This window comes from Bradyrhizobium sp. HKCCYLS3070 (assembly GCF_051167575.1).
GTDB lineage: Bacteria > Pseudomonadota > Alphaproteobacteria > Rhizobiales > Xanthobacteraceae > Bradyrhizobium.
Map to the genome: position 1 here is coordinate 1,701,487 of NZ_JBNPTI010000001.1, position 19,390 is coordinate 1,720,876.

Genomic DNA, 19,390 nt, shown 5'->3' on the forward strand with positions numbered 1-19,390 from the left:
GGGCCTGCCGGAGGCCGGGGCGTCACGCCGTGACACCCGTGATGAACACGCCTGCCCGATCGGCGGCAGCCACTGTCTCCTGGGGATCGGCGAGCAGAGTATAGGCGGCAGCGACGGCGACTCCGGCGAGACCCGCGGCCGAAAGTCCCTCGATGGTTCGCGGACCGATGGTCGGCAGGTCGTAACGCAGGTCCTGGCCAGCCTTGGGCGCCTTCACCAGCACGCCGCGCCCGGCAGCAGCACGAATGCGGCGATCGGCGCGCAGCCGCGCCACGCGGGCCAGCAGCCCGTCGGTGCCCTCGATGTCCTCGAGCGCAACGACGTGGCCGTCGATCACGACCACGGCCTGCCCGACATCGAACGGCGCCATGGCGCGGAGCACGGACATTCCTTTGGCGATGTCGCCAGTCACCAGATCGTTGGGCCCGCTCCGCGTCAGCCGCCCTTCGGGCACGAGCAGATTGGGGGCGACGTCCTTGACGCCGATCATGTGAAAGCCGTGACGCTCGAAGATGCGGCCGACGCCGGACAGCAGATGATCGTCACCGCCGCGAAAGGCCGACCAGATGTAGGGCAGCTCGCGCAGCGTGCCCCAGTCGAAGCGGATCTCCGACACGGCCGGACGAACGAGATTGCCGATGAACATGAGATCGCGAACGCCCTCGGCCTTCAGGAGCTTCAGGGCATTGCCGAGTTGGCCGAGGCCGATCCAGTGATGACGGAAGCGCGCCAGCGGCTTTGGATCGCAGATGCCCTTCAAGGCGAACAGCACCGGCGTCTGGCCGCGCGCGACGATGGCATCGGCGACCGCGAAAGGCAGCACCCCGCCCGCGGCGATCATGCCGATCGGCGGAGAGGTCACGGCGGCCGGCGTCGCCATGGCGCTACGGCTCGATGGCCGGCCTGCCGATCTCGGGCAGGCACAAGGCGCGATGTCGGCCGCCATCGATGAAGGCGAGGATCTCGGCAATGGCGGGATCCTCGCCGGCCAGCGGCCGCACCGCCGCGAGGCGATCGGCGAACACGCCGGGGCCATGGAAAAGCTTTTGATAGAAGGCACGCACCGTGGCGAGGCGCTCGCGTGTGAACTTGCGGCGCTTCATGCCAATGACGTTGAGACCTTCGAGCGCGGCATACTGGCCGTTGGCGAGGCCATACGGAATGATATCGCCGCGTACGCCGCAGACGCCGCCGACCATCACGCCATGGCCGATGCGGGTGAACTGATGCACCGCGGACAGACCGCCGATGTAGACGGAATCACCGACCTCGACATGGCCGCCAAGTGTCGCCGAGGTCGCGAAGATCACGTTGTCGCCGACAACGCAATCGTGGGCGACATGGGCATTGTTCATGAAGAACCCGGCATTGCCGACCTTGGTCAGGCCGCCGCCTTTCGTGGTGCCGATGTTCATCGTCACGCCTTCACGGAAGGTGCAGCCGGAGCCGATCTCGAGCCGATGCGGCTCGCCGCGATAGCTGAGATCCTGCGGCGCGCCGCCGAGCACGACGAAGGGCGAGATCACGTTGTCATCGCCGAGCGTGGTGTGGCCCATGATCTGGACGTGGCTGATCAGCTTGCAGTTGGCCCCGATCACGACGTTGGGGCCGACGATGCAGTAAGGACCGATCACGGTCCCCTCACCGATGACGGCGCCATCCTCGACGCGTGCGGTGGGATCAATCTTGCTCATTTCGACGCAATCAACTTTCTACCAGCCCGTCAGTCGGTCAGCATCGCGCCGACATCGGCCTCGGCGACGACGACGCCGTCGACCTTGGCATCGCCGTGGAACCACCACATCGTCTTGCGCCGGCCGATCGAGCGCATGTGATACTCGATGGTCTGGCCGGGCAGCACCGGCTTGCGGAACTTGCACTTGTCGATGGTGAGGAAATACACCGCGCGCGGCTTTTCCGTGCCCTCGACCGACTTGATGCCGATCACGCCGGCGGTCTGGGCCATGCCCTCGATCATCAGCACGCCCGGATAGACCGGCCGCTCCGGAAAGTGCCCCTGGAAGCAGGGCTCGCCGATCGAGACGTTCTTGACGCCGATGCCGCTGTAGTCGGCCCGGATGTTCTTCACGCGGTCGATCAGGAGAAATGGATAACGGTGCGGCAGCGTCTTGAGAATCTCGTTGATGTCGACGTCCGCAAACCTGATGGGTGACTCCTCCATCACTCCCGTCCCTCGTCCCTGTTCGTCGCGGTCGAATCTCGCACCAGCCGTTCCACCGCAACGATCTCGCGGAACCACTGCTTGGTCGGCTTGGCGAAGAAACCGCCCCACCGGCCGTTCGGCGGAATGTCGTCCTTGACGCCGCTCATCGCCGTCACCTGCGCACCATCGCCGATCGTCAGGTGATTGTTGATACCAACCTTCGCCCCGAGCGCGACGTTGTCGCCGATCGTGAGACTTCCTGCCAGCCCGATCTGGGCCGCCAGCAGGCAATGCCGTCCGATTGTGACATTGTGGCCAATCTGCACCTGGTTGTCGATCTTGGTGCCCTCGCCGATCACCGTGTCGCGCAGGCTGCCACGGTCGATCGTCGTGCCGGCGCCGACCTCGACATGGTTCTGGATCAGCACCCGCCCGGTCTGCGGCACCTTGGTGTGCCCATCCGCGCCGAAGAAGATGAAGCCGTAGCCATCCTGGCCGATGCTGCAGCCAGGATGGATCAGGACGTCGTTGCCGATCAGCGCGCACTGGATGACGGTGCGGGCGCCGACATTGCAGTCGCGACCGATCTTGACGTGGGGACCGATCACGGCACCCGCACCAACGATCGTCCCCGAGCCGATCTCGACATGGGCGCCGATCACCGCCAGCGGCTCGACGATGACGCCGTCCTCCAGCCGCGCGGTGGGATCGATGATGGCTTGAGGCGAGATTCCATCGTCGCCGAACCAGGGCTGCGGCCGCAGTGCGTCGGCATGGAACTCGCGCGCGAGCTGCACGAAGGCGCGGAACGGCTGATTGGCGCGAAGCACTGCGACGTGGGACGGCACGCGCGCCTCGAATCGCGGACTGACCAGGCAGGCGCCCGCTTTGGTCCCGGCGAGCTGGCCTGCGTATCTGAGGTTGTCGAAGAACGCCAGATGCATCGGGCCGGCCTCGTCGAGCGACGCCAGTCCCTTGACGACCTGCTCGCCGCGGGATGGGTCGACCAGGGTGGCCTTGGCGGCGGCGGCGATCGCCGCCAGGGTCGTGGGCGGCGGCGATTGGAAGAAGGTCGGCTGGGCCATTCCGTCGTACTCTCAAGACAAAAAGTCAGAGCCCGGCTCCGGTGTCCCGGAACCGAGCTCCCATTTCTTACACCGGCGAGGTTGGTCGATGCCAACCCGGATTCGATCGGCCCAGGCTCAGAACGAGGTACCGCCGCCGAACCGGAATTCCTGCGTCCGGTCGAACTGACCCTTGGTGAGCGGGATCGCGTAGTCGAAGCGCAGCGGACCGAACGGCGACGCCCACACCAGACCCACGCCGACCGAGGTCCGGACCTTGTTCTGGTCATCGAACTGCAGACCAAGGCAGGTGCCGGCGTTGTTCGGGTTGCGCGTCGGCTTGATGCAGCCGGGGGTATTAACCTCGCCCGTCGCAGCCCAGGACGTCGGACCCTGATAGCCCCACAGGCCGCCAGCGTCGGCGTAGACGGCCCCCTTCAGGCCCGTCTCCTTGGGCAGGAACCAGAACGGCATCTGCAGTTCGAGCGAAGCGCCCCAGTACTTGGTGCCGCCCAGCGCGTCCTGCGTGCCGAACGGATTGATATCGCGCGGACCAATGCCGTTCGGAGCGAAGCCGCGAACCAGGTTTGGACCCATCTGGAAGTGATCGAGCATGCGCAGCTGCGTATTGCCGATCTTGTTCAGGATGCCGCCCTGGAGGTGGACGATGCTGACGATGTCCGACACCAGCGGGGTGAAGTACTTCGCATCGAACGCGGTCTTCAGGTACGACACGTCGCCGCCGACACCCGCGAAGTCCTGCTTGAAGTCGACCAGCAGGCCGTCGGTCGGGTTCTTGTTGTTGTCGAGCGTGTTGTAGTTCAGCGTGTAACCGAGCGCCGAGGTCAGCGTCGCGCCGTTCGCCAGCTCCTGGCGGACCGGCAGCGAGGCCTCGCCATTGGCAAAGCAGCCGAGACCGCCGTTCGGATCGGCGAGACCATTGGCATTGATGAACGCCGGCGTCGGATTGAACGGCACGAAGCGGTTGCCGATCAGGGTGCCGGCCGCGACGTTGTTACAGTCCGACAGCGTCGCCGGCAGCGAGATCTCCTGGCGGTAGATCGAGTAGCGCAGTTGCAGCGACAGGTCTTCACGCAACTGGAAGCCGAGGCGCGGGCTGAAGCCGAGCGTCTTGGTGCCGTAGGAGATGAAGTTGTTGGCGAGCTGCTGGCGCTGGTACAGGTCGAGGCCCAGCGCGACCCGGTAGTCGAGCAGATAGGGCTCGACGAACGACAGCGAGTAGCCGCGGGCGAACTGGCCGTAGGTCACCGACGCCTTGGCGAACAGGCCGCGGCCGAGGAAGTTGCGCTCGGAGATCGAGACCTCGGCGAGCGCACCGTCCGTGGTCGAATAACCGCCGGAGATCGAGAAGTCACCGGTCGACTTCTCTTCCAGGTTGACGTTCAGGACCACGCGGTCGCTCGAAGAGCCCGGCTCGGTGACGATCTTCACGTCCTTGAAGAAGTCGAGGTTCTTCAGGCGGCGCTCGGCACGGTCCACCAGGGCGCGGTTGTAGGCGTCGCCCTCGGAGATGTCGAACTCGCGGCGAATGACGTAGTCACGGGTGCGGGTGTTGCCGCGGATGTTGATGCGCTCGATATAGGTGCGCGGGCCCTCGTCGATGGCGAACACGACCGACACCGTATGAGCCTCGAAGTTGCGATCGCCGCGCGGACGGACCACCGCGAACGCGTAGCCGCGCCGCGAGGCCTCGATCTGCATCTCCTCGACCGACTTCTCGATGTTCTCGACGTTGTAGAGCGAGCCGACGCTGACGCGCGAATATCCGCGCAGCGTGGTGGCGTCGAGCGTCGCGATCGACGACTGGAAGTCGACCGAACCGACCCGGTACTGCTGGCCTTCCTCGATCTTGAAGGTCACGAGGAAGCCCTTGCGCTCCGGATCGTACTCGCTGAGCGCAGCCACGACCTGCACGTCGGCATAGCCGTTCTTCAGGTAGAAGCGGCGAATCAGGTCGCGGTCGGCCTCGACACGGTCCGGATCGTAGACGTCGCCCGAGCCGAGGAAGCTCAGGAGGTTGGTCTCGCGGGTCTTGATGACGTCCTTGAGGCGATAGGACGAGAAGGCGTTGTTGCCGACGAACTCGATCGACTTCACGCCGGTCTTCGCGCCTTCCTCGATCGTGAAGATCAGGTCGACGCGGTTGTTCGGCTGCTCGATCATTTCCGGCGTGACGCGCACGTCGTAACGGCCCGAGCGGCGATAGATCTCCGCGATGCGCTGGGCGTCGGACTGCACCATCGGGCGCGACAGCGTGCCGCGCGGCTTCGACTGCACTTCCGCCTGGAGCTGCTCGTCCTTGACCTTCTTGTTGCCCTCGAACGCGACGCGGCCGATCACCGGGTTCTCGACGACCGTGACGATCAGGCGCCCGCCCTGGCGGTTGATCTTCACGTCGGAGAACAGGCCGGTCTCGATCAGCGCCTTGAGGCCGTCATCGACCCGGCCGGCGTCGAGCGTCCCGCCGGGGCCCGGCTTGAAGTACGAGCGGATGGTCTCCAGCTCGACGCGGCGGTTACCGACCACTTCGATCGAGTTGACCGTCTGAGCCGCAGCTGGCGACGAAAGAACCACGCTCGCCAGCGGCAAAGCCACCGGGCCGGCGAACATGATAAAGGCGGCCGCCAAGCCCCCCCGCACCCGCAATCCGAACTTCATGCGCTACGCGCCCTTATATTCCGTTGCCGGTTCCGTACCCCTACGAACCCGACAGATTCCCATTTGTCGTTCGCTTGTAGCCAATTTGGACCCGGCGGCAAACGCCGGATCTCTCTGAATTTTCAAATTCGTTTCAAAACGTTGCCCAACGGCCACGTCGTAAAAAAGCCGCGCTCAGGACCCGGCGAGGTGAAGGATATCGTTATAGGTTGCAAAGACCATCAGCATGAGGACCAGCCCGAGGCCGATTCGGAACCCCATCTCCTGCGCCCGCTCCGACAGCGGCCGGCCGCGGACGGCCTCGACCCCATAGAACAACAGGTGTCCGCCATCGAGCAGCGGAACCGGGAACAGGTTCAGGAGCCCGATCGAGACCGACAGCGTCGCGCACAGTTGCACAACGAACTGGAAGCCGAGGCTGGCTGCCTGTCCCGAGAGTTGTGCGATTCGGATCGGACCGCCGACGTCGCCAGCGCTTCCGGCGCCCGCGAACAGCGAGGCGATGAACTTGAAGGTCGTGGAGATGATGAACCAGACCTGCTCGAAACCGATCTTGATCGACTCGAGGAACCCAACGGGGATCGACCGCGATTCGTCCGGCTTGGCGTTGTACTGGATGCCGAGCACGCCGATCCGGTGGCTGTTGCCGAACAGGTCCTTGACCTCCTTGAGCGCCGGCGTCGCCTTCAGGGTGAGTTCCGTGCCGTCCCGCTTGATCAGGAAGGACAATTCGGTGCCGGCGCTGACCGAGACGACGCGCTGCATGTCGGCGAAGGTCTCGATCGCCCGGCCGTCGATGGCGGCGACGACGTCACCGTCCTTGAAGCCGGCCTGGGCCGCGACGCTGTCCGGCTGGACGGCATCGACCCGCGGGGTCGTGTTCGGCTTGCCGAAATACAGCGCCATGCCGGCGAAGATGATGACCGCGAGGATGAAATTGGCGATCGGGCCGGCCGCGACGATCGCAGCGCGCTGACCGACGGTCTTGTGGTGGAAGCTGTCGGCCCGCTCCTCGGCCGTCATCTTGGCGAGCGCCTCGGCCGAAGGCGTCGAGGCCTCGGATTCGTCGCCGAAGAACTTCACGTAGCCGCCGAGCGGGATCGCCGAGATCTTCCAGCGGGTGTTGTGGCGGTCGTTGAAACCGATCAGTTCTGGGCCAAATCCGAGCGAAAACGTCAACACCTTCACGCCGGCCCAGCGTGCGATCAGGAAATGGCCGAGTTCGTGGAAAAACACCACGATCGTCAGCACGAACAGGAACGGGACGATGTAGCCGAGAAGGCCGTGGCTCAACGTATTGAAGATATGGTGGAAAAATTCCGACATCGATGACCTTCCCGATGGGCCGGTGGCCCGTCCAACCCTTTAAGATGCTTTTGCGGCGATTTGAGGCAAGAGGCCGGAGGCCCTTTTTCGCGCGTCATGGTCAATGGCGATGGCGTCGTCCGCCGAGGTCAACGGTGCCAGATTACCCGAACGCGTCCAGTCCTCGAGGGTCGCCTCGACCAGCCGGGCGATCGCACCGAACCGGATGTGACCAGCGATGAAGGCCGCGACGGCGACCTCGTTGGCCGCGTTGAACACCGTCGTCGCGCCGCGCCCGGTGCGCAGCGAATCGTACGCCAGCCGCAGACCGGGGAACCGCTCGAAGTCCGGGGCCTCGAAGGTCAGCGTGCCGATCTTGGCGAGATCGAGCCGGGCCGACGGCCCCTTGATGCGCTCCGGCCAGCCCAGGCAATGGGCGATCGGAATCCTCATGTCCGGCGCGCCGAGCTGCGCCACCACCGAACGGTCGGAGAACTCGACCATGCCGTGGACGATCGACTGCGGATGCACCAGGACGTCGATCTCGTCGGGCGACAGCGCGAACAGGTAGGACGCCTCGATCACCTCGAGGCCCTTGTTCATCATCGAGGCCGAATCGATCGTGATCTTCTGGCCCATGCTCCAGTTCGGATGTTTCAGCGCCTGGGCCAAGGTCGCCTGCTCGATATCGGCCGGCGCCCAGGTGCGGAACGGGCCGCCCGAGGCGGTGATGATCACCCGCACCAGTTCCTCGCGATTGCCCGAGGACAGCGCCTGGAACAGCGCGTTGTGCTCCGAATCGGCCGGCAGGATGCAGGCGCCAGCCCGCGCGGCCCGCTCCATGAAGAAATCGCCGGCACAGACCAGGCATTCCTTGTTGGCGAGCGCCACGGTCGCGCCGCGGTCCACCGCGGCGAGCGCCGGCTTGAGGCCGGCGGCGCCGGAGACGGCGGCCATGACCCAGTCGGCGGGACGGGCTGCCGCCTCGATGATGGCGCTCTCCCCTGCCCCGCATTCGATCCCGGTGCCCGCCAGCGCGTCGCGCAGCTCGTCGAGGCCGGCCGGATCGGCCACCGCCACGAAGCGCGGGTTGAACTCCCGGGCCAGCTTCACCAGGCCCTGGACGTTGCTGTTGCCGGTCAGCGCCTCGACGCGGTAGCGCTCCGGCGCGCCGCGCACGAGGTCCATGGTCGAATCGCCGATCGAGCCGGTGGCGCCGAGCACGGTGACGCTGCGCACCTCCGCGAGACCGGCCTTGTTGTTCCGCAATGGCACTGCGCTCATGTTCTCACCAAACAATCTCGACCGGCCAGCCGCGCTGCCGGTCACCAAACCAGAAGACCGCGGCCGACGCCATCGAGGCCGCCGCGCAGCAAACCGAGCAACGCGGCGACGACGATCGCCGCGACATAGCCGTCCAGGCGATCCAACAGACCGCCATGGCCGGGAATGATGTGACTGGAGTCCTTGACCCCGAACTGCCGCTTCACCGCAGATTCGAGCAGGTCGCCGAGCTGCGAGACCACCGACAGCGCCGCGGCGAGCATAAGCATCGCCATCAGGCCGCCGGCGCCGGCCATCGACCAGGCGGCCGCGGCGACGAGGCTGGCGGCGAAGCCGCCGACGGCGCCGGCCCAGGTCTTGTTCGGGCTGATCCGCGGCGCGAGCTTCGGCCCGCCGATGCTGCGGCCCGCCACGTAGCCGCCGATGTCGCTGGCCCATACGACCAGAAACACCAGCACCAGCGCATGCCATCCCTCGGCGGCATCGAAGCGCACCAGCACCGAGCCGAGCTCGGCGGCCGACGCGTAGGCGAAGCCGGCGGCCACCCAGGCGCGACGTCCCGCAGCGAGCGCAGTGACGGCGACCAGGCCGAGCCCAAGCACGACGACGGCGAAGTCGATCAGGCCATAGGCGCAGCAAAGGCCGGCAACGCCGATGGCCAGTGCGCCGGCCGTGCCGACGCTGGCCGTGCGAACCTCGCCCACCACCATCAGCCATTCGAGATACAGGCCGACCGCGACCACCGTGACCAGTGCGGTCCAGAATACGCCGCCGGCATAGGCGGCGCCGAGCGCCAGCGGCACCAGCACCAGCGCCGCGGCAACCCGCATCACCAGATTGCTGGTTGCAGCCTTTTTCGGCGGCGCGGGATCATTGCGCTGCGCGGCGTTGGCGGCGTCTCTCACGGCAGCGGTATCCCGTTTGGTCACGAGGCGGTTTTCGCCACGAGACCGCCGAAGCGGCGTTCACGCCGGCCGAACTCGGCGATCGCGCCCTCCAGCGCGGCCTTGTCGAAGTCGGGCCAATGGATCGGCACGAACACCAGCTCGCTATAGGCCGCCTGCCACATCAGGAAGTTGGACAGCCGCTGCTCGCCGCTGGTGCGGATGATGAGATCGGGATCTGGAATATCGGGCGCATCGAGATGAGCGCCGATCGCATCGGCATCGATCGAAGCCGGATCGCGCCGGCCCTCGGCGACCTCGCTGGCCAGACGCTGCGCCGCGCGCGCGATCTCCTGGCGCGAGCCGTAGTTGAAGGCGACCACGAGCGTCAGCTTCGTGTTGCCCCGGGTCAGTTCCTCGGCCTCGCTGAGGAGCGCGCAGATGTCGGGCTCGAGCCCGTCGCGCTCGCCGATCACCCTGACACGCACGCCGTCGCGATGCAGGGTCGCGAGATCGTTGCGGATGAAGCGGCGGAGCAGCCCAAACAGGTCGCCGATCTCGCTGGCCGGACGCGACCAGTTCTCGGACGAGAACGAGAAGATGGTGAGATAGCGAATGCCGAGCTCATGCGAGGCGCGCACCACGCGGCGCAACGCCTCGACGCCACGGCGATGCCCTTCCGCGCGCGGCAGCCCGCGGGCCGCAGCCCAGCGGCCGTTGCCATCCATGATGATGGCAACATGGGCCGGTCCGTCGGACCGGTCCGGCGCCTCCGTCATCGGGGCCGCGGCATTGGACATCAAGCGCATCCTTCAGACGGTGAGGATTTCCTTTTCCTTCGCCGCCAGCAGCTGGTCGATCTCCGAGATCACGCTGTCGGTCGCCTTCTGCACATCGGCAGCGAGGCGCTCCTGATCGTCCTCGGACATCTCGTGATTCTTCTCGAGCTTCTTGAGGGTATCGAGACCGTCGCGGCGGACATGGCGGACGGCGACACGGGCAGCTTCCGCATATTTATGCGCGACCTTGACCAGCTCCTTGCGCCGCTCCTGGTTGAGCTCGGGAATGCGCAGCCGGATCACCTGGCCTTCGGTCGCCGGCGACAGGCCGAGGTTGGAATCGACGATCGCCTTCTCGACGGCCTTGACCATGGAGCGGTCCCAGACCTGCACCGAGAGCAGGCGCGGCTCGGGCACGGAGACGGTCGCGAGCTGGTTGAGCGGCATGTGCGAGCCATAGGCCTCGACCTGGACCGGCTCCACCATCGATGCCGAGGCGCGGCCGGTGCGCAGGCCGCCGAGCTCGTGCTTCAGCGCCTGGGTCGCGCCCTGCATGCGGCGCTTCAGTTCGTTGAGGTCGAAATTGCCCGTGCTCATCACGCTTTCCTTTCTGCAATCCGGAGCGTTGCGGCCGGCTCTGCCAGGCCTTGAAATGCCTGCGGCCGGACTCGGGCGACTCCCGGATGAATTCCTGTCTCGCTTACGCTTCTACCGCAGGCTCGGGATCGGTCCAACACCGGCGGCCGACGGTGCCGCGGCTCACCCCGCGACGATGGTGCCGCGCCCTTCGCCCTGCAGCATCGCGCCGATCGAGCCCGGTTCGGCAATGGAGAACACAATGATAGGCAGCAACGTTTCCCGGGCAAGGGCGAATGCGGTCGCGTCCATGACCTTGTAGCCGCCCTCGATGGCCTGCGAATGGGTCAGCCGGTCGAAGCGCTTGGCGGCCGGATCCTTCTTGGGATCGGCGCTATAGACCCCGTCGACATTGGTGGCCTTGAGCACGGCCTGGGCACCGATCTCGGCCGCCCGCAAGACCGCTGTGGTATCGGTCGTGAAATAGGGATTGCCGGTGCCGCCCCCGAGCACGACGATGCGTCCTTCGGCCAGCGACTTGTGCGCCGCAGCGCGCGTGAACAGCTCGCACACCTCCGGCATGACGAAAGCCGAGAGCGCCTGCGCCGGGGTGCCCTTGCGCTGGATGGCGGCTTCCAGCGCCAGGCAGTTCATGACGGTGGCGAGCATGCCCATGGTGTCGCCGGTCGGACGCGACACGCCCTGCGACGAAACCTCGACGCCGCGCACCATGTTGCCGCCGCCGACCACGACTGCGATCTCGACGCCGAGCTTCTGGGCCGCGATGAGGTCATCGGCGATGCGATCGACGGTCGGCTGGTCGATGCCGAAGGAATGAGGGCCCGCGAGATATTCGCCGGACAGCTTGACCACGACGCGACGATAGACCGGCTCAGCCATGTGCCAATGCTCTCCTATCCCGCGCGTTGAGATCCGGCGCGAACGCCGCGCCGGATCGTGACTGTGCTCAGTCGTTACTTCTTGCCGCTGGCGGCGGCGACTTCGGCAGCGAAGTCGGTCTCTTCCTTCTCGATACCCTCACCGAGGGCATAGCGGACGAAACCGGCAACCTTGATCGGACCGCCGACCTTGCCTTCGGCTTCCTTCAGCGCCTGCGCGACCGACTTGCCGCTGTCGTGGATGAAGGCCTGCTCGAGCAGGGTGACTTCCTTGTAGTAGGTCTTCAGACCGGACTCGACGATCTTCTCGATCACGTTTTCCGGCTTGCCCTGCTGACGATACTTGTCGGCGAGCACGTCCTTCTCGCGCTTGACGAGCTCCGGATCGAGACCCGCCGCATCGATCGCCTGCGGATTGGCCGCGGCGACGTGCATCGCGAGCTGACGGCCGAGCACGGCGAGCTCGTCGGTCTTACCGGGCGACTCCAGCGCCACGATCACGCCGAGCTTGCCGGCACCCTCGATGACGGCGCCATGGACGTAGCTCGACACGACGCCTTGGCTCACTTCGAGCGAAGCCGCACGCCGCAGCGTCTGGTTCTCACCGATGGTGGCGATCGAATCGGCAATCGCGGCCTCGACCGTGATGCTGCCCACCTTGGCGGCCTTGATCTTCTCCACGTCGGCCCCGACGTCGAGCGCGACCTGGGCAATCATCTTGACCAAACCCTGGAAGTGCTCGTTGCGGGCGACGAAGTCGGTCTCGGAATTGACCTCGACGACCACGCCCTTCTTACCGGAGGTCAGCGCGCCGATCAGGCCCTCGGCCGCAACGCGACCGGCCTTCTTGGCGGCCTTCGACAGGCCCTTCTTGCGCAGCCAATCCTGCGCGGCCTGCATGTCGCCGCCGTTCTCGGTGAGCGCGGCCTTGCAGTCCATCATGCCCGCGCCGGTCGACTCGCGCAGGTCCTTCACCATCGCTGCGGTGATATTAGCCATCGTTGAACGTCCTTTTGCCTGTCCAAAGCGCGACGCAGCGGATGGCTCGTCGCCGCCCGCTGCCAGGAAAAACCTATCTCAGTCGCGATGGCCGGCGTGAGACGCCGGCCAGAATGGTGTTGTGTCGTCTTACGCGTCGGCGAGCGACTTGGCCTGCGCGACCCAGGCATCGGCCCGGCTCGGGAGACCGACTTCTTCGCCGATCTGGTGCGCGGTGTCGTGGTTGAGCTCGGCGAGCTGCCAGTAGTGGAAGATGCCGAGGTCGTTGAGCTTCTTCTCGATCGCACCGGACACGCCGGTGAGCTTCTTGAGATCATCGGCGGTGCCGCGCGGACCAGGCAGACCCTGGAACGTCGAAGTGGACGCAGCCGGAAGATCTTCCTCGAGCGGAGCCGCCGAGGCGCCGACGTCGATCCCGAGCTCGCCCTGCGCGCGCGAGATGCCGTCGATGGCGGCCCGCGCGATCAGGTCGCAGTACAGCGAAATGGCGCGGCCGGCGTCGTCATTGCCGGGCACGACATAGGTGATGCCCTTCGGATCGCAATTGGTGTCGACAATCGCGGCCACCGGGATCTTGAGGCGCTGGGCCTCCTGGATCGCGATGTCTTCCTTGTTGGTGTCGATCACGAAGATCATGTCGGGCAGACCGCCCATGTCCTTGATGCCGCCGAGCGAGCGGTCGAGCTTGTCGCGCTCGCGCTGCAGGGTCAGCCGCTCCTTCTTGGTGTAGGAGTTGGCTTCGCCCGAGGACAGCACCTCGTCGAGATGACGCAGGCGCTTGATCGAGGCCGAGATCGTCTTCCAGTTGGTCAGCGTGCCGCCGAGCCAGCGCGAATTGACGAAATACTGCGCGCAGCGCTTGGCTGCATCGGCCACGTTGTCCTGCGCCTGGCGCTTGGTGCCGACGAACAGGATGCGGCCGCCCTTGGCGACGGTGTCGCTGACGGCCTGCAGCGCCGTGTGCAGCAGCGGCACGGTCTGGGCGAGATCGATGATGTGGATGTTGTTGCGGGCTCCGAAAATGAAATCGGCCATTTTCGGATTCCAGCGGTGAGACTGGTGACCAAAGTGCACGCCAGCTTCGAGCAGCTGACGCATCGTGAATTCAGGCAGCGCCATTGGATATTCTCCGGTTGATTCCTCCGGAAACGCGTGAGCAAAAACGGGCCGTCAAGGCCCGGCTTGCCACCGGACGCCCTCTAGGAGAGCCAAGTTTCCGTGTGAGATGGCGCGCTATATAGCCGGATTTTGGCGCAACGCAAGGAAAATGGGCTCATTCGGCCTGCAGAAGCTCGACCATCGCCGTCCGGGCCTGCCCCTCCTGCAGCGGAACGAAGTCGACCGGGCCCTTGTTGTCAGCGCCCGACGAGGCCGCGGCCATGACGCCCATGCCGAGCAGGCCGAACGCCATGCCGCCGCCCTGCATGGCCCTGGACCGATCACTGGGCCTGATCGAGAAGAAATAGGTCCGCCCCGGCTCGGTGTTGAAATCGAGCACCGAGTCGCCTGGGAACAGGGTCTGGGTGGCGACGAGGTGGTGCGGACCGGCCGGACGGTCGACGTAGACATAGGTTCCGGGGATCAGGCGACTCAGCGCGACGCCGTCGACCTTGGCGTCGCACGTGGTCCGGTCCAGCCAGGCATCCTTCAAGCTCATGATGATGATGCGGGACTGCCCGGCACGCGGTGCCCCGATCTTCTGTGACACCACAGCGTATTCGGTGCCTTCCTTGCCTGTCAGGCATCCTGATACCAGAAATGCCGCTCCCAATCCCAGCAGCGCTCGCCTGTTCATTGCCCCCTCCCCGTAGAAACCCGGGGTTCGAGGCTATGACGGGAACCAGGGAACTTTCAACCTCCGGGAGCAAAGACAGTGGAACTGTGATCAGCGCTCCACACCGGCCGGGGCCAGCGCGGCGCGGTCGGCATCGAGCTTCGCCCTCAGCCGCGCGGCGTCTTCGAAGAAGGTCTGCTCGTCCTGCACCGGGACCAGGCGCAGGGACGGCGGCATCAGCACGTGGCTGACATTGGGACGGCCGGAATTCGCCAACGCCTCCGACCGCTGCACGGTCTGGATCGCGATCGCGACCACCAGCAAAAGGCCGACCACCAGGCCCTTGGCGAGCATATGGGTGCGTCCGACCTCACGCAGATGCAGCAAGCAGGTCGCGGCGAGAACGATCCACGAAACGACGTAGCCGTAGGTGAAGACAGCGCTCCAGGTCAGGGCGAACGAGGCAATCTGGGCGAACTCGCTGTAGACCCAGAACGCAATCAGACCCGCCTGCGCGATCAGGAGGTGGCGCAGAAAATGCGAGCGGCCGGAAAACAGCCGCGCCAGCAGCGCCCAGACGCCAACCCATGCGACGACCACCCCGATCATCGTGACGGTCGGCACAAGATAATCGGACAGATGCGCCTCGGAGGTCTGCGCAAACCAGGTCATCACCGCGTTGATCGCGAGCAGGACGACACCGAGGGCGATCGCGGCGATGATCGGCAGCGCCCCGCGTTCGGAGCCCGCGAGCCGCTCCGGCTCGACGGCATGGCCGGCGTCGCGGATCCGAAGCAGCGTCTGGCCGATCCGGATCGGCTTGGCGCCGTCGAGGACGAGCTGCGGCTTCCGGCTCTTGCCGCGATCGAGAAAGAGGCCATTGGCGCTGCCGAGATCCTCGGCGACCAGGCGCCCCTCGCCGTCGCGGAAAATTCGCACATGGCGCGCGGCGACATAGGGATCGTCGAGGATGACGTGATTGTCGTAGCCGCGGCCGATGCTGATCTCGGCGGCATCGACGCGGAAGCGGCCGGCGACGTCGCGATGCTTGGAGAGGATCTCGATCCAGATCATCGTGCGACCTGCAGGCGTTCGAGGAAGCTCTTGCCGAGGCGCAAGGCGTCGTCATAGGCGATCGCCTGCAGGTTCAGCCGCGACACCAGCGCCTCGTCGGCATGGTCCTGCGTCACCGCGACCAGCACGACGTCATAGAGGCCGTCGAACTCGCGATAGCCCTGCGCACACCACAGCACGCGTAGCGACGGATGAGCGGCCGCCGGCGTCACGCCGACGAAATCGGCATGGCAATGCTGCGGCGTGTACCATTTGCGAAAAGAACCGCCCTGGGTGAGTCGCGGCTGCGCCAGCTGCGTCAGCACGGTCGCGAACTGGAATTGATTGAGGTCGATCGATTTCGCGTAGGAGTGGCTGACCTCCACCACGCCGGTGTTGAGGTCGGAGGCGACATAGACGCTGGCCTCGGCCTTGCAACTGGTCGAATTGATGCTGGCGCGCGGCTTCGGCGATGCGCTGACATTGGTGCTCGCCCAGCATTCGAACCAGCCCGCGCGCGTCTCCGGCGCCTGATAGGACCCGAACACCCGATCGCGGAAGCCCTCCTCGCCCAGCGACTTGTAGAGCGCTCCACGCCAGCTCGTAAGCTGCGCGATCACGTCCTTGCGCAGATCGGCCGCGGCCGGCCTGGCGTCCTGGCCGCGCGCCAGGAGCGCGGCCGCGAAGCGGGCGGGCACCAGGAAGCTGATGAGCTGGCCGCCGCGGCGCGTGGCGACGTTGATGCCGACCACCTGGCCTTGCGCATTGACCGCGGGCCCGCCGCTCATGCCGGGATTGAGCGCGCCGGTGAAATGGATGTGATCGTTGTAGCTGTGCTCGACGAGACCGTTATACGTTCCCTCGATGATGGTGAAGCCGAGGTCGAGCGGGTTGCCGAGCGAATAGAGCCGCTCGCCTTTCGGCAGGCTGCCGTCGAGCGCGGCCTTGTCGAACGAAAAGAACGGCGCGTTCTGCTTGTCGACGCGAACGAGCGCGAGATCGTTGGGCAGGTCGACAGCGAGCAACGTGACGCCGCCCTGCGTGCCATCGGCTCCCGTATATTCGAGCCGGTACGTCTTCGGCTCGAGTGCTGCATCCGACACAACGTGATAGTTCGTGACCGCGAGCCCGTCGGCGGAGACCAGAAAGCCGGATCCGGTCGAGGTCTGGCGGCCGGCATCGGCCACGAGCGTGCGGATCTGGAGCAGGCGCGGCGGCGCCGAGGCATAGACGGCTTCGGCGCCCGGCAGCGCTTGCGCATCGCTTGGCGATGGCAGGCCGGCGATACCGACGCCGCAAAGCGCGGCCATGATTGAGCTTCGCAAAGACAGCGTGCGCAAGGTCCCGACAAACGCTGATATCACTGATGCCCCCGCAACACGTCGTCGGCCGTCGACGTCCTGCGCCCACGATCGATCAGTCCGGCGGTCCGGCCATATCGAAAACAGGCCGATGTTGCAACCGCGCCGACCTCAGGCCAACGCGCCGCGGCTCAGCAATGCGGGACGTTCGGCGGACATCTCTTGCCCGGCGGCGGGGCCGCCGGACGTGGCGGCGGCGGCGCGGGCCGCGCCATCGGCGGCGGCGCCGGCCGGGCCACGGCGGCCATCGGCGGCGGACTGGGACGCGCCATCTGCGGTGGAGGCGCAGGACGCGCCATCGGTGGCGGAGCGGACGGACGCATGACTTGCGGCGGCGGTGGCGCCGGCCGAGGTGGCGGAGCCGCCCGAACCATCGGTGCAACCGGCGGTCGTGGCGGCGCCGGTGGCGGGCTCAGACGCGCCGTCGCCGGTGGTGGCGGCGGGCGGCGCTGGATCTGCGGTGGCGTCGCCTGCTGAATGCGCGGGCTCACCTCAGGCCCGCGCGGAACGGCTGACGGCATGACCGGACGGGACGGCGTCACCGATGGCCTTGCGGGCTGCGGCACGACTGCGCCCGGCGGCGTGCGGTTCGCGCGCAGATCCTGGCGCGCGGGCGGTGGCAGCGCGGCAGAGGGCGATGCCGGTGCCGGCTGGCGCAGACTAGGAGCCTGAACCGATGGTGGCACCGGCGGACCACCGCGACCGGGCACCGGCAGCGGATTGACATTGGCATGCCCCTGCCCGGGTCCCGTCATGGCCGGCGAGGGTCCGCCCGGCGGAGCGTTGGCCTGAATGGCCGGTGCTGCACCGGGCCGGACCGTGGGATTGGTGAGCGGTCCTCCCGGCGGCGGGACCTTGCCCTGCTGGATCAGCGTGGCGCGCTGCGCGACGGCCGGCGGCAAGGCCGGTGCCACCGCCACGGCCGGCGTCGTCACGGCCGCGGGGCCGGCAGTGATCGGCGCGGCCGGCGGCGCCGGACGATTGATCACGGTGTTGATGACGGTCGGGTTGTGGATGTTCTGGTAGATGATGTTGTTCGGCGGCGGGGCAACGAAAGCCGGCGGCCGGACATAGACCGGGATCGGCACGAACACCGGCCGCGGCAGGATGAACAGGCCGACCGGAGCGAACGGCGGCGGCAGCTCCACGAACTCCGGCAGAGGCGGCGGCAGGATGTAGACCGGCGGCGGGGGCGGCGGCACGAAATCGAATTCGGGATCCGAGAACAGCAGCACTGGACGTTCGACATAGATCACCTCGTCGAGCGGCGGCGGCGGCACGTCATATTCGATCATCGCGAAGGTCGGCGGCGGCGCCGGCTGTGCCGACAACATCGCCAGCCGCCGCCGGGCGTCCTCGGCATGCGCGCCATAGGGATAGCGCTTCAGGTAGGACCAATAGGCCTCCGGGCTGTCGGTGCGAAACGTCCGTCGCCAGGTCAGCGCCTCGCGGCGAGCGGCGACGAGGGCGCGCACGCGCCGCGCCAGCGGGTCGCTCGGATAGGCGGCGATGAAATCCTCATAGCCCTGCAGCGTGTCGCGCTCCAGCGCCGCGGCATAGGCCTCCTGCACCGGCAGCTCGCGGATCGGGCGCGAGCGCAGCGCCGCGGTCTGCTCCGGCGAATCCGGCGTGGCGGGCGCGTCCGGCGCCCGCTCGAAGAAGGTGAAGGCGGCCTGGATCTTCTGCGCATCCCACGGCACCTGCGCGCCCTTGGTCTCCTCGTTGACGCGCAGCCGCAGCCGGTCGAACACCTCCGGCAGCGACAGGCCGCCGGTGCGGATCATCTCCGCGAGCGAGCGCGCGTAGACGCCGTAGGCGCCGGTCTCGTTCGGCGCGATCGTGCCCGGCGCCGCATTGAAGGCGATCAGCATGTTGGCATCGGGCTCAACCAGCGCCAGGCCGCCGGCGATCGCCGGACCGCTGGCGATGAAGGGCTGCTGGCGGGCGGCATCGAGCACCACGACGCTGGCCTTCACCGGCGTCGCCGCAAGCTGGCGGATGTAGTCGCTGAGGCGCAGGCCTTCGGTCGGAATGTCGACGTCGCTGCCGATGTTGGCGTCGACGGGAAGAAAATAGTTCTCGCCGGCGAGCTGCATGCCGTAGCCGGCCAGATAGACCATCGCGACGGTGTTGGTGTCGGCTGACTGGGCCTTGTGAATGAAATCGCGAAAGCTCTTGCGCAGCGTGTCGGCATCGAGATCGCGCGCGCCGACCACATCGAAGCCCGCGGCCTGCAGCGTCTGCGCGATCAGGCCGGCGTCGTTGGCCGCCGTCGCCAGCGGGCCCTTGGCATAGGCCCCGTTGCCGATCACCAGAGCGATACGCTTTTCGGCGCCGGGCTGCTGCGCTGCGGCAAGCCGCGGCAAGGCCGCCAAGGCGAGCAGGCAGAGCGAGACACTCAGGACGATCTTCGCGGTGATCTTGGTCAAGCGCATGGTTCAAGCCCCTTCGAGGCACCCGCCGCGGATTCAGCGGGAGAATGGCTGAACCGCGGTTGAACGGAGGCATGTCCGTACAGCCCACGCGCAGCTTTTTTGTTCCTCGTCCCCCCGTTCGACCAGCAAGATCG

17 protein-coding genes are annotated in these 19,390 nt (G+C 66.7%); all 17 read right to left on the minus strand.

Annotation, left to right across the window (positions count from 1 at the left end; genetic code table 11):
• Positions 1 to 22: 22 nt before the first annotated feature.
• A complete protein-coding gene (locus tag ACQR03_RS07900) occupies positions 23 to 880 on the minus strand; it encodes an LpxI family protein (protein WP_315750910.1) in 858 nt (285 codons plus the stop codon).
• 4 nt (positions 881 to 884) lie between these two features.
• Complete coding sequence (lpxA, locus tag ACQR03_RS07905) at positions 885 to 1,694, minus strand: acyl-ACP--UDP-N-acetylglucosamine O-acyltransferase (protein WP_315711606.1); 810 nt, start codon at positions 1,692 to 1,694, stop codon at positions 885 to 887.
• Positions 1,695 to 1,723: 29 nt separating this feature from the next.
• On the minus strand, positions 1,724 to 2,182 hold the full coding sequence (fabZ, locus tag ACQR03_RS07910) for a 3-hydroxyacyl-ACP dehydratase FabZ (RefSeq protein ID WP_284418776.1): 459 nt from the start codon (positions 2,180 to 2,182) through the stop codon (positions 1,724 to 1,726).
• Positions 2,182 to 3,249 carry a UDP-3-O-(3-hydroxymyristoyl)glucosamine N-acyltransferase gene (gene lpxD, locus ACQR03_RS07915; protein WP_315711605.1) on the minus strand — a complete coding sequence of 356 codons (1,068 nt, stop codon included), beginning with the start codon at positions 3,247 to 3,249 and terminating at the stop codon, positions 2,182 to 2,184. The genes fabZ and lpxD overlap by 1 nt, the downstream gene beginning before the upstream one ends.
• Before the next feature lie 117 nt (positions 3,250 to 3,366).
• Entirely contained in the window at positions 3,367 to 5,907 is a 2,541-nt protein-coding gene (gene bamA / locus ACQR03_RS07920) for an outer membrane protein assembly factor BamA (RefSeq protein WP_315711604.1), read from the minus strand.
• 174 nt (positions 5,908 to 6,081) lie between these two features.
• The gene (gene rseP, locus ACQR03_RS07925) at positions 6,082 to 7,233 is read right to left on the minus strand and encodes an RIP metalloprotease RseP (protein ID WP_315750909.1); all 1,152 of its coding nucleotides are present in this window, start codon (positions 7,231 to 7,233) and stop codon (positions 6,082 to 6,084) included.
• A gap of 39 nt (positions 7,234 to 7,272) precedes the next feature.
• Positions 7,273 to 8,496 carry a 1-deoxy-D-xylulose-5-phosphate reductoisomerase gene (gene dxr, locus ACQR03_RS07930; RefSeq protein ID WP_315711602.1) on the minus strand — a complete coding sequence of 408 codons (1,224 nt, stop codon included), beginning with the start codon at positions 8,494 to 8,496 and terminating at the stop codon, positions 7,273 to 7,275.
• A 41-nt stretch (positions 8,497 to 8,537) separates the two neighbouring features.
• Positions 8,538 to 9,425, minus strand: a complete 888-nt coding sequence (locus ACQR03_RS07935) for a phosphatidate cytidylyltransferase (RefSeq protein ID WP_315750908.1) — start codon at positions 9,423 to 9,425, stop codon at positions 8,538 to 8,540.
• Positions 9,422 to 10,180, minus strand: coding sequence for an isoprenyl transferase (locus ACQR03_RS07940; protein ID WP_315750907.1), 759 nt, complete (start codon positions 10,178 to 10,180; stop codon positions 9,422 to 9,424). Before ACQR03_RS07940 ends, ACQR03_RS07935 begins: the two co-directional genes overlap by 4 nt.
• A 12-nt stretch (positions 10,181 to 10,192) precedes the next feature.
• Positions 10,193 to 10,756 carry a ribosome recycling factor gene (frr, locus tag ACQR03_RS07945; RefSeq protein ID WP_315711599.1) on the minus strand — a complete coding sequence of 188 codons (564 nt, stop codon included), beginning with the start codon at positions 10,754 to 10,756 and terminating at the stop codon, positions 10,193 to 10,195.
• A 162-nt stretch (positions 10,757 to 10,918) separates the two neighbouring features.
• Positions 10,919 to 11,635, minus strand: coding sequence for a UMP kinase (gene pyrH / locus ACQR03_RS07950; RefSeq protein ID WP_315750906.1), 717 nt, complete (start codon positions 11,633 to 11,635; stop codon positions 10,919 to 10,921).
• A 74-nt stretch (positions 11,636 to 11,709) separates the two neighbouring features.
• A complete protein-coding gene (gene tsf, locus ACQR03_RS07955) occupies positions 11,710 to 12,633 on the minus strand; it encodes a translation elongation factor Ts (RefSeq protein WP_315711597.1) in 924 nt (307 codons plus the stop codon).
• 129 nt (positions 12,634 to 12,762) lie between these two features.
• Entirely contained in the window at positions 12,763 to 13,752 is a 990-nt protein-coding gene (locus ACQR03_RS07960; protein WP_315711596.1) for a 30S ribosomal protein S2, read from the minus strand.
• Between the two features lie 154 nt (positions 13,753 to 13,906).
• The gene (locus tag ACQR03_RS07965) at positions 13,907 to 14,428 is read right to left on the minus strand and encodes a hypothetical protein (protein WP_315711595.1); all 522 of its coding nucleotides are present in this window, start codon (positions 14,426 to 14,428) and stop codon (positions 13,907 to 13,909) included.
• Positions 14,429 to 14,518: 90 nt separating this feature from the next.
• Positions 14,519 to 15,481 (minus strand): FHA domain-containing protein, encoded by a 963-nt coding sequence (locus tag ACQR03_RS07970; protein ID WP_315711593.1) that lies wholly within the window; start codon positions 15,479 to 15,481, stop codon positions 14,519 to 14,521.
• Positions 15,478 to 16,770 carry a S1C family serine protease gene (locus ACQR03_RS07975; protein ID WP_315711592.1) on the minus strand — a complete coding sequence of 431 codons (1,293 nt, stop codon included), beginning with the start codon at positions 16,768 to 16,770 and terminating at the stop codon, positions 15,478 to 15,480. The genes ACQR03_RS07970 and ACQR03_RS07975 overlap by 4 nt, the downstream gene beginning before the upstream one ends.
• 182 nt (positions 16,771 to 16,952) lie before the next feature.
• On the minus strand, positions 16,953 to 19,256 hold the full coding sequence (locus tag ACQR03_RS07980) for a caspase family protein (RefSeq protein WP_315711590.1): 2,304 nt from the start codon (positions 19,254 to 19,256) through the stop codon (positions 16,953 to 16,955).
• Positions 19,257 to 19,390 lie beyond the last annotated feature (134 nt).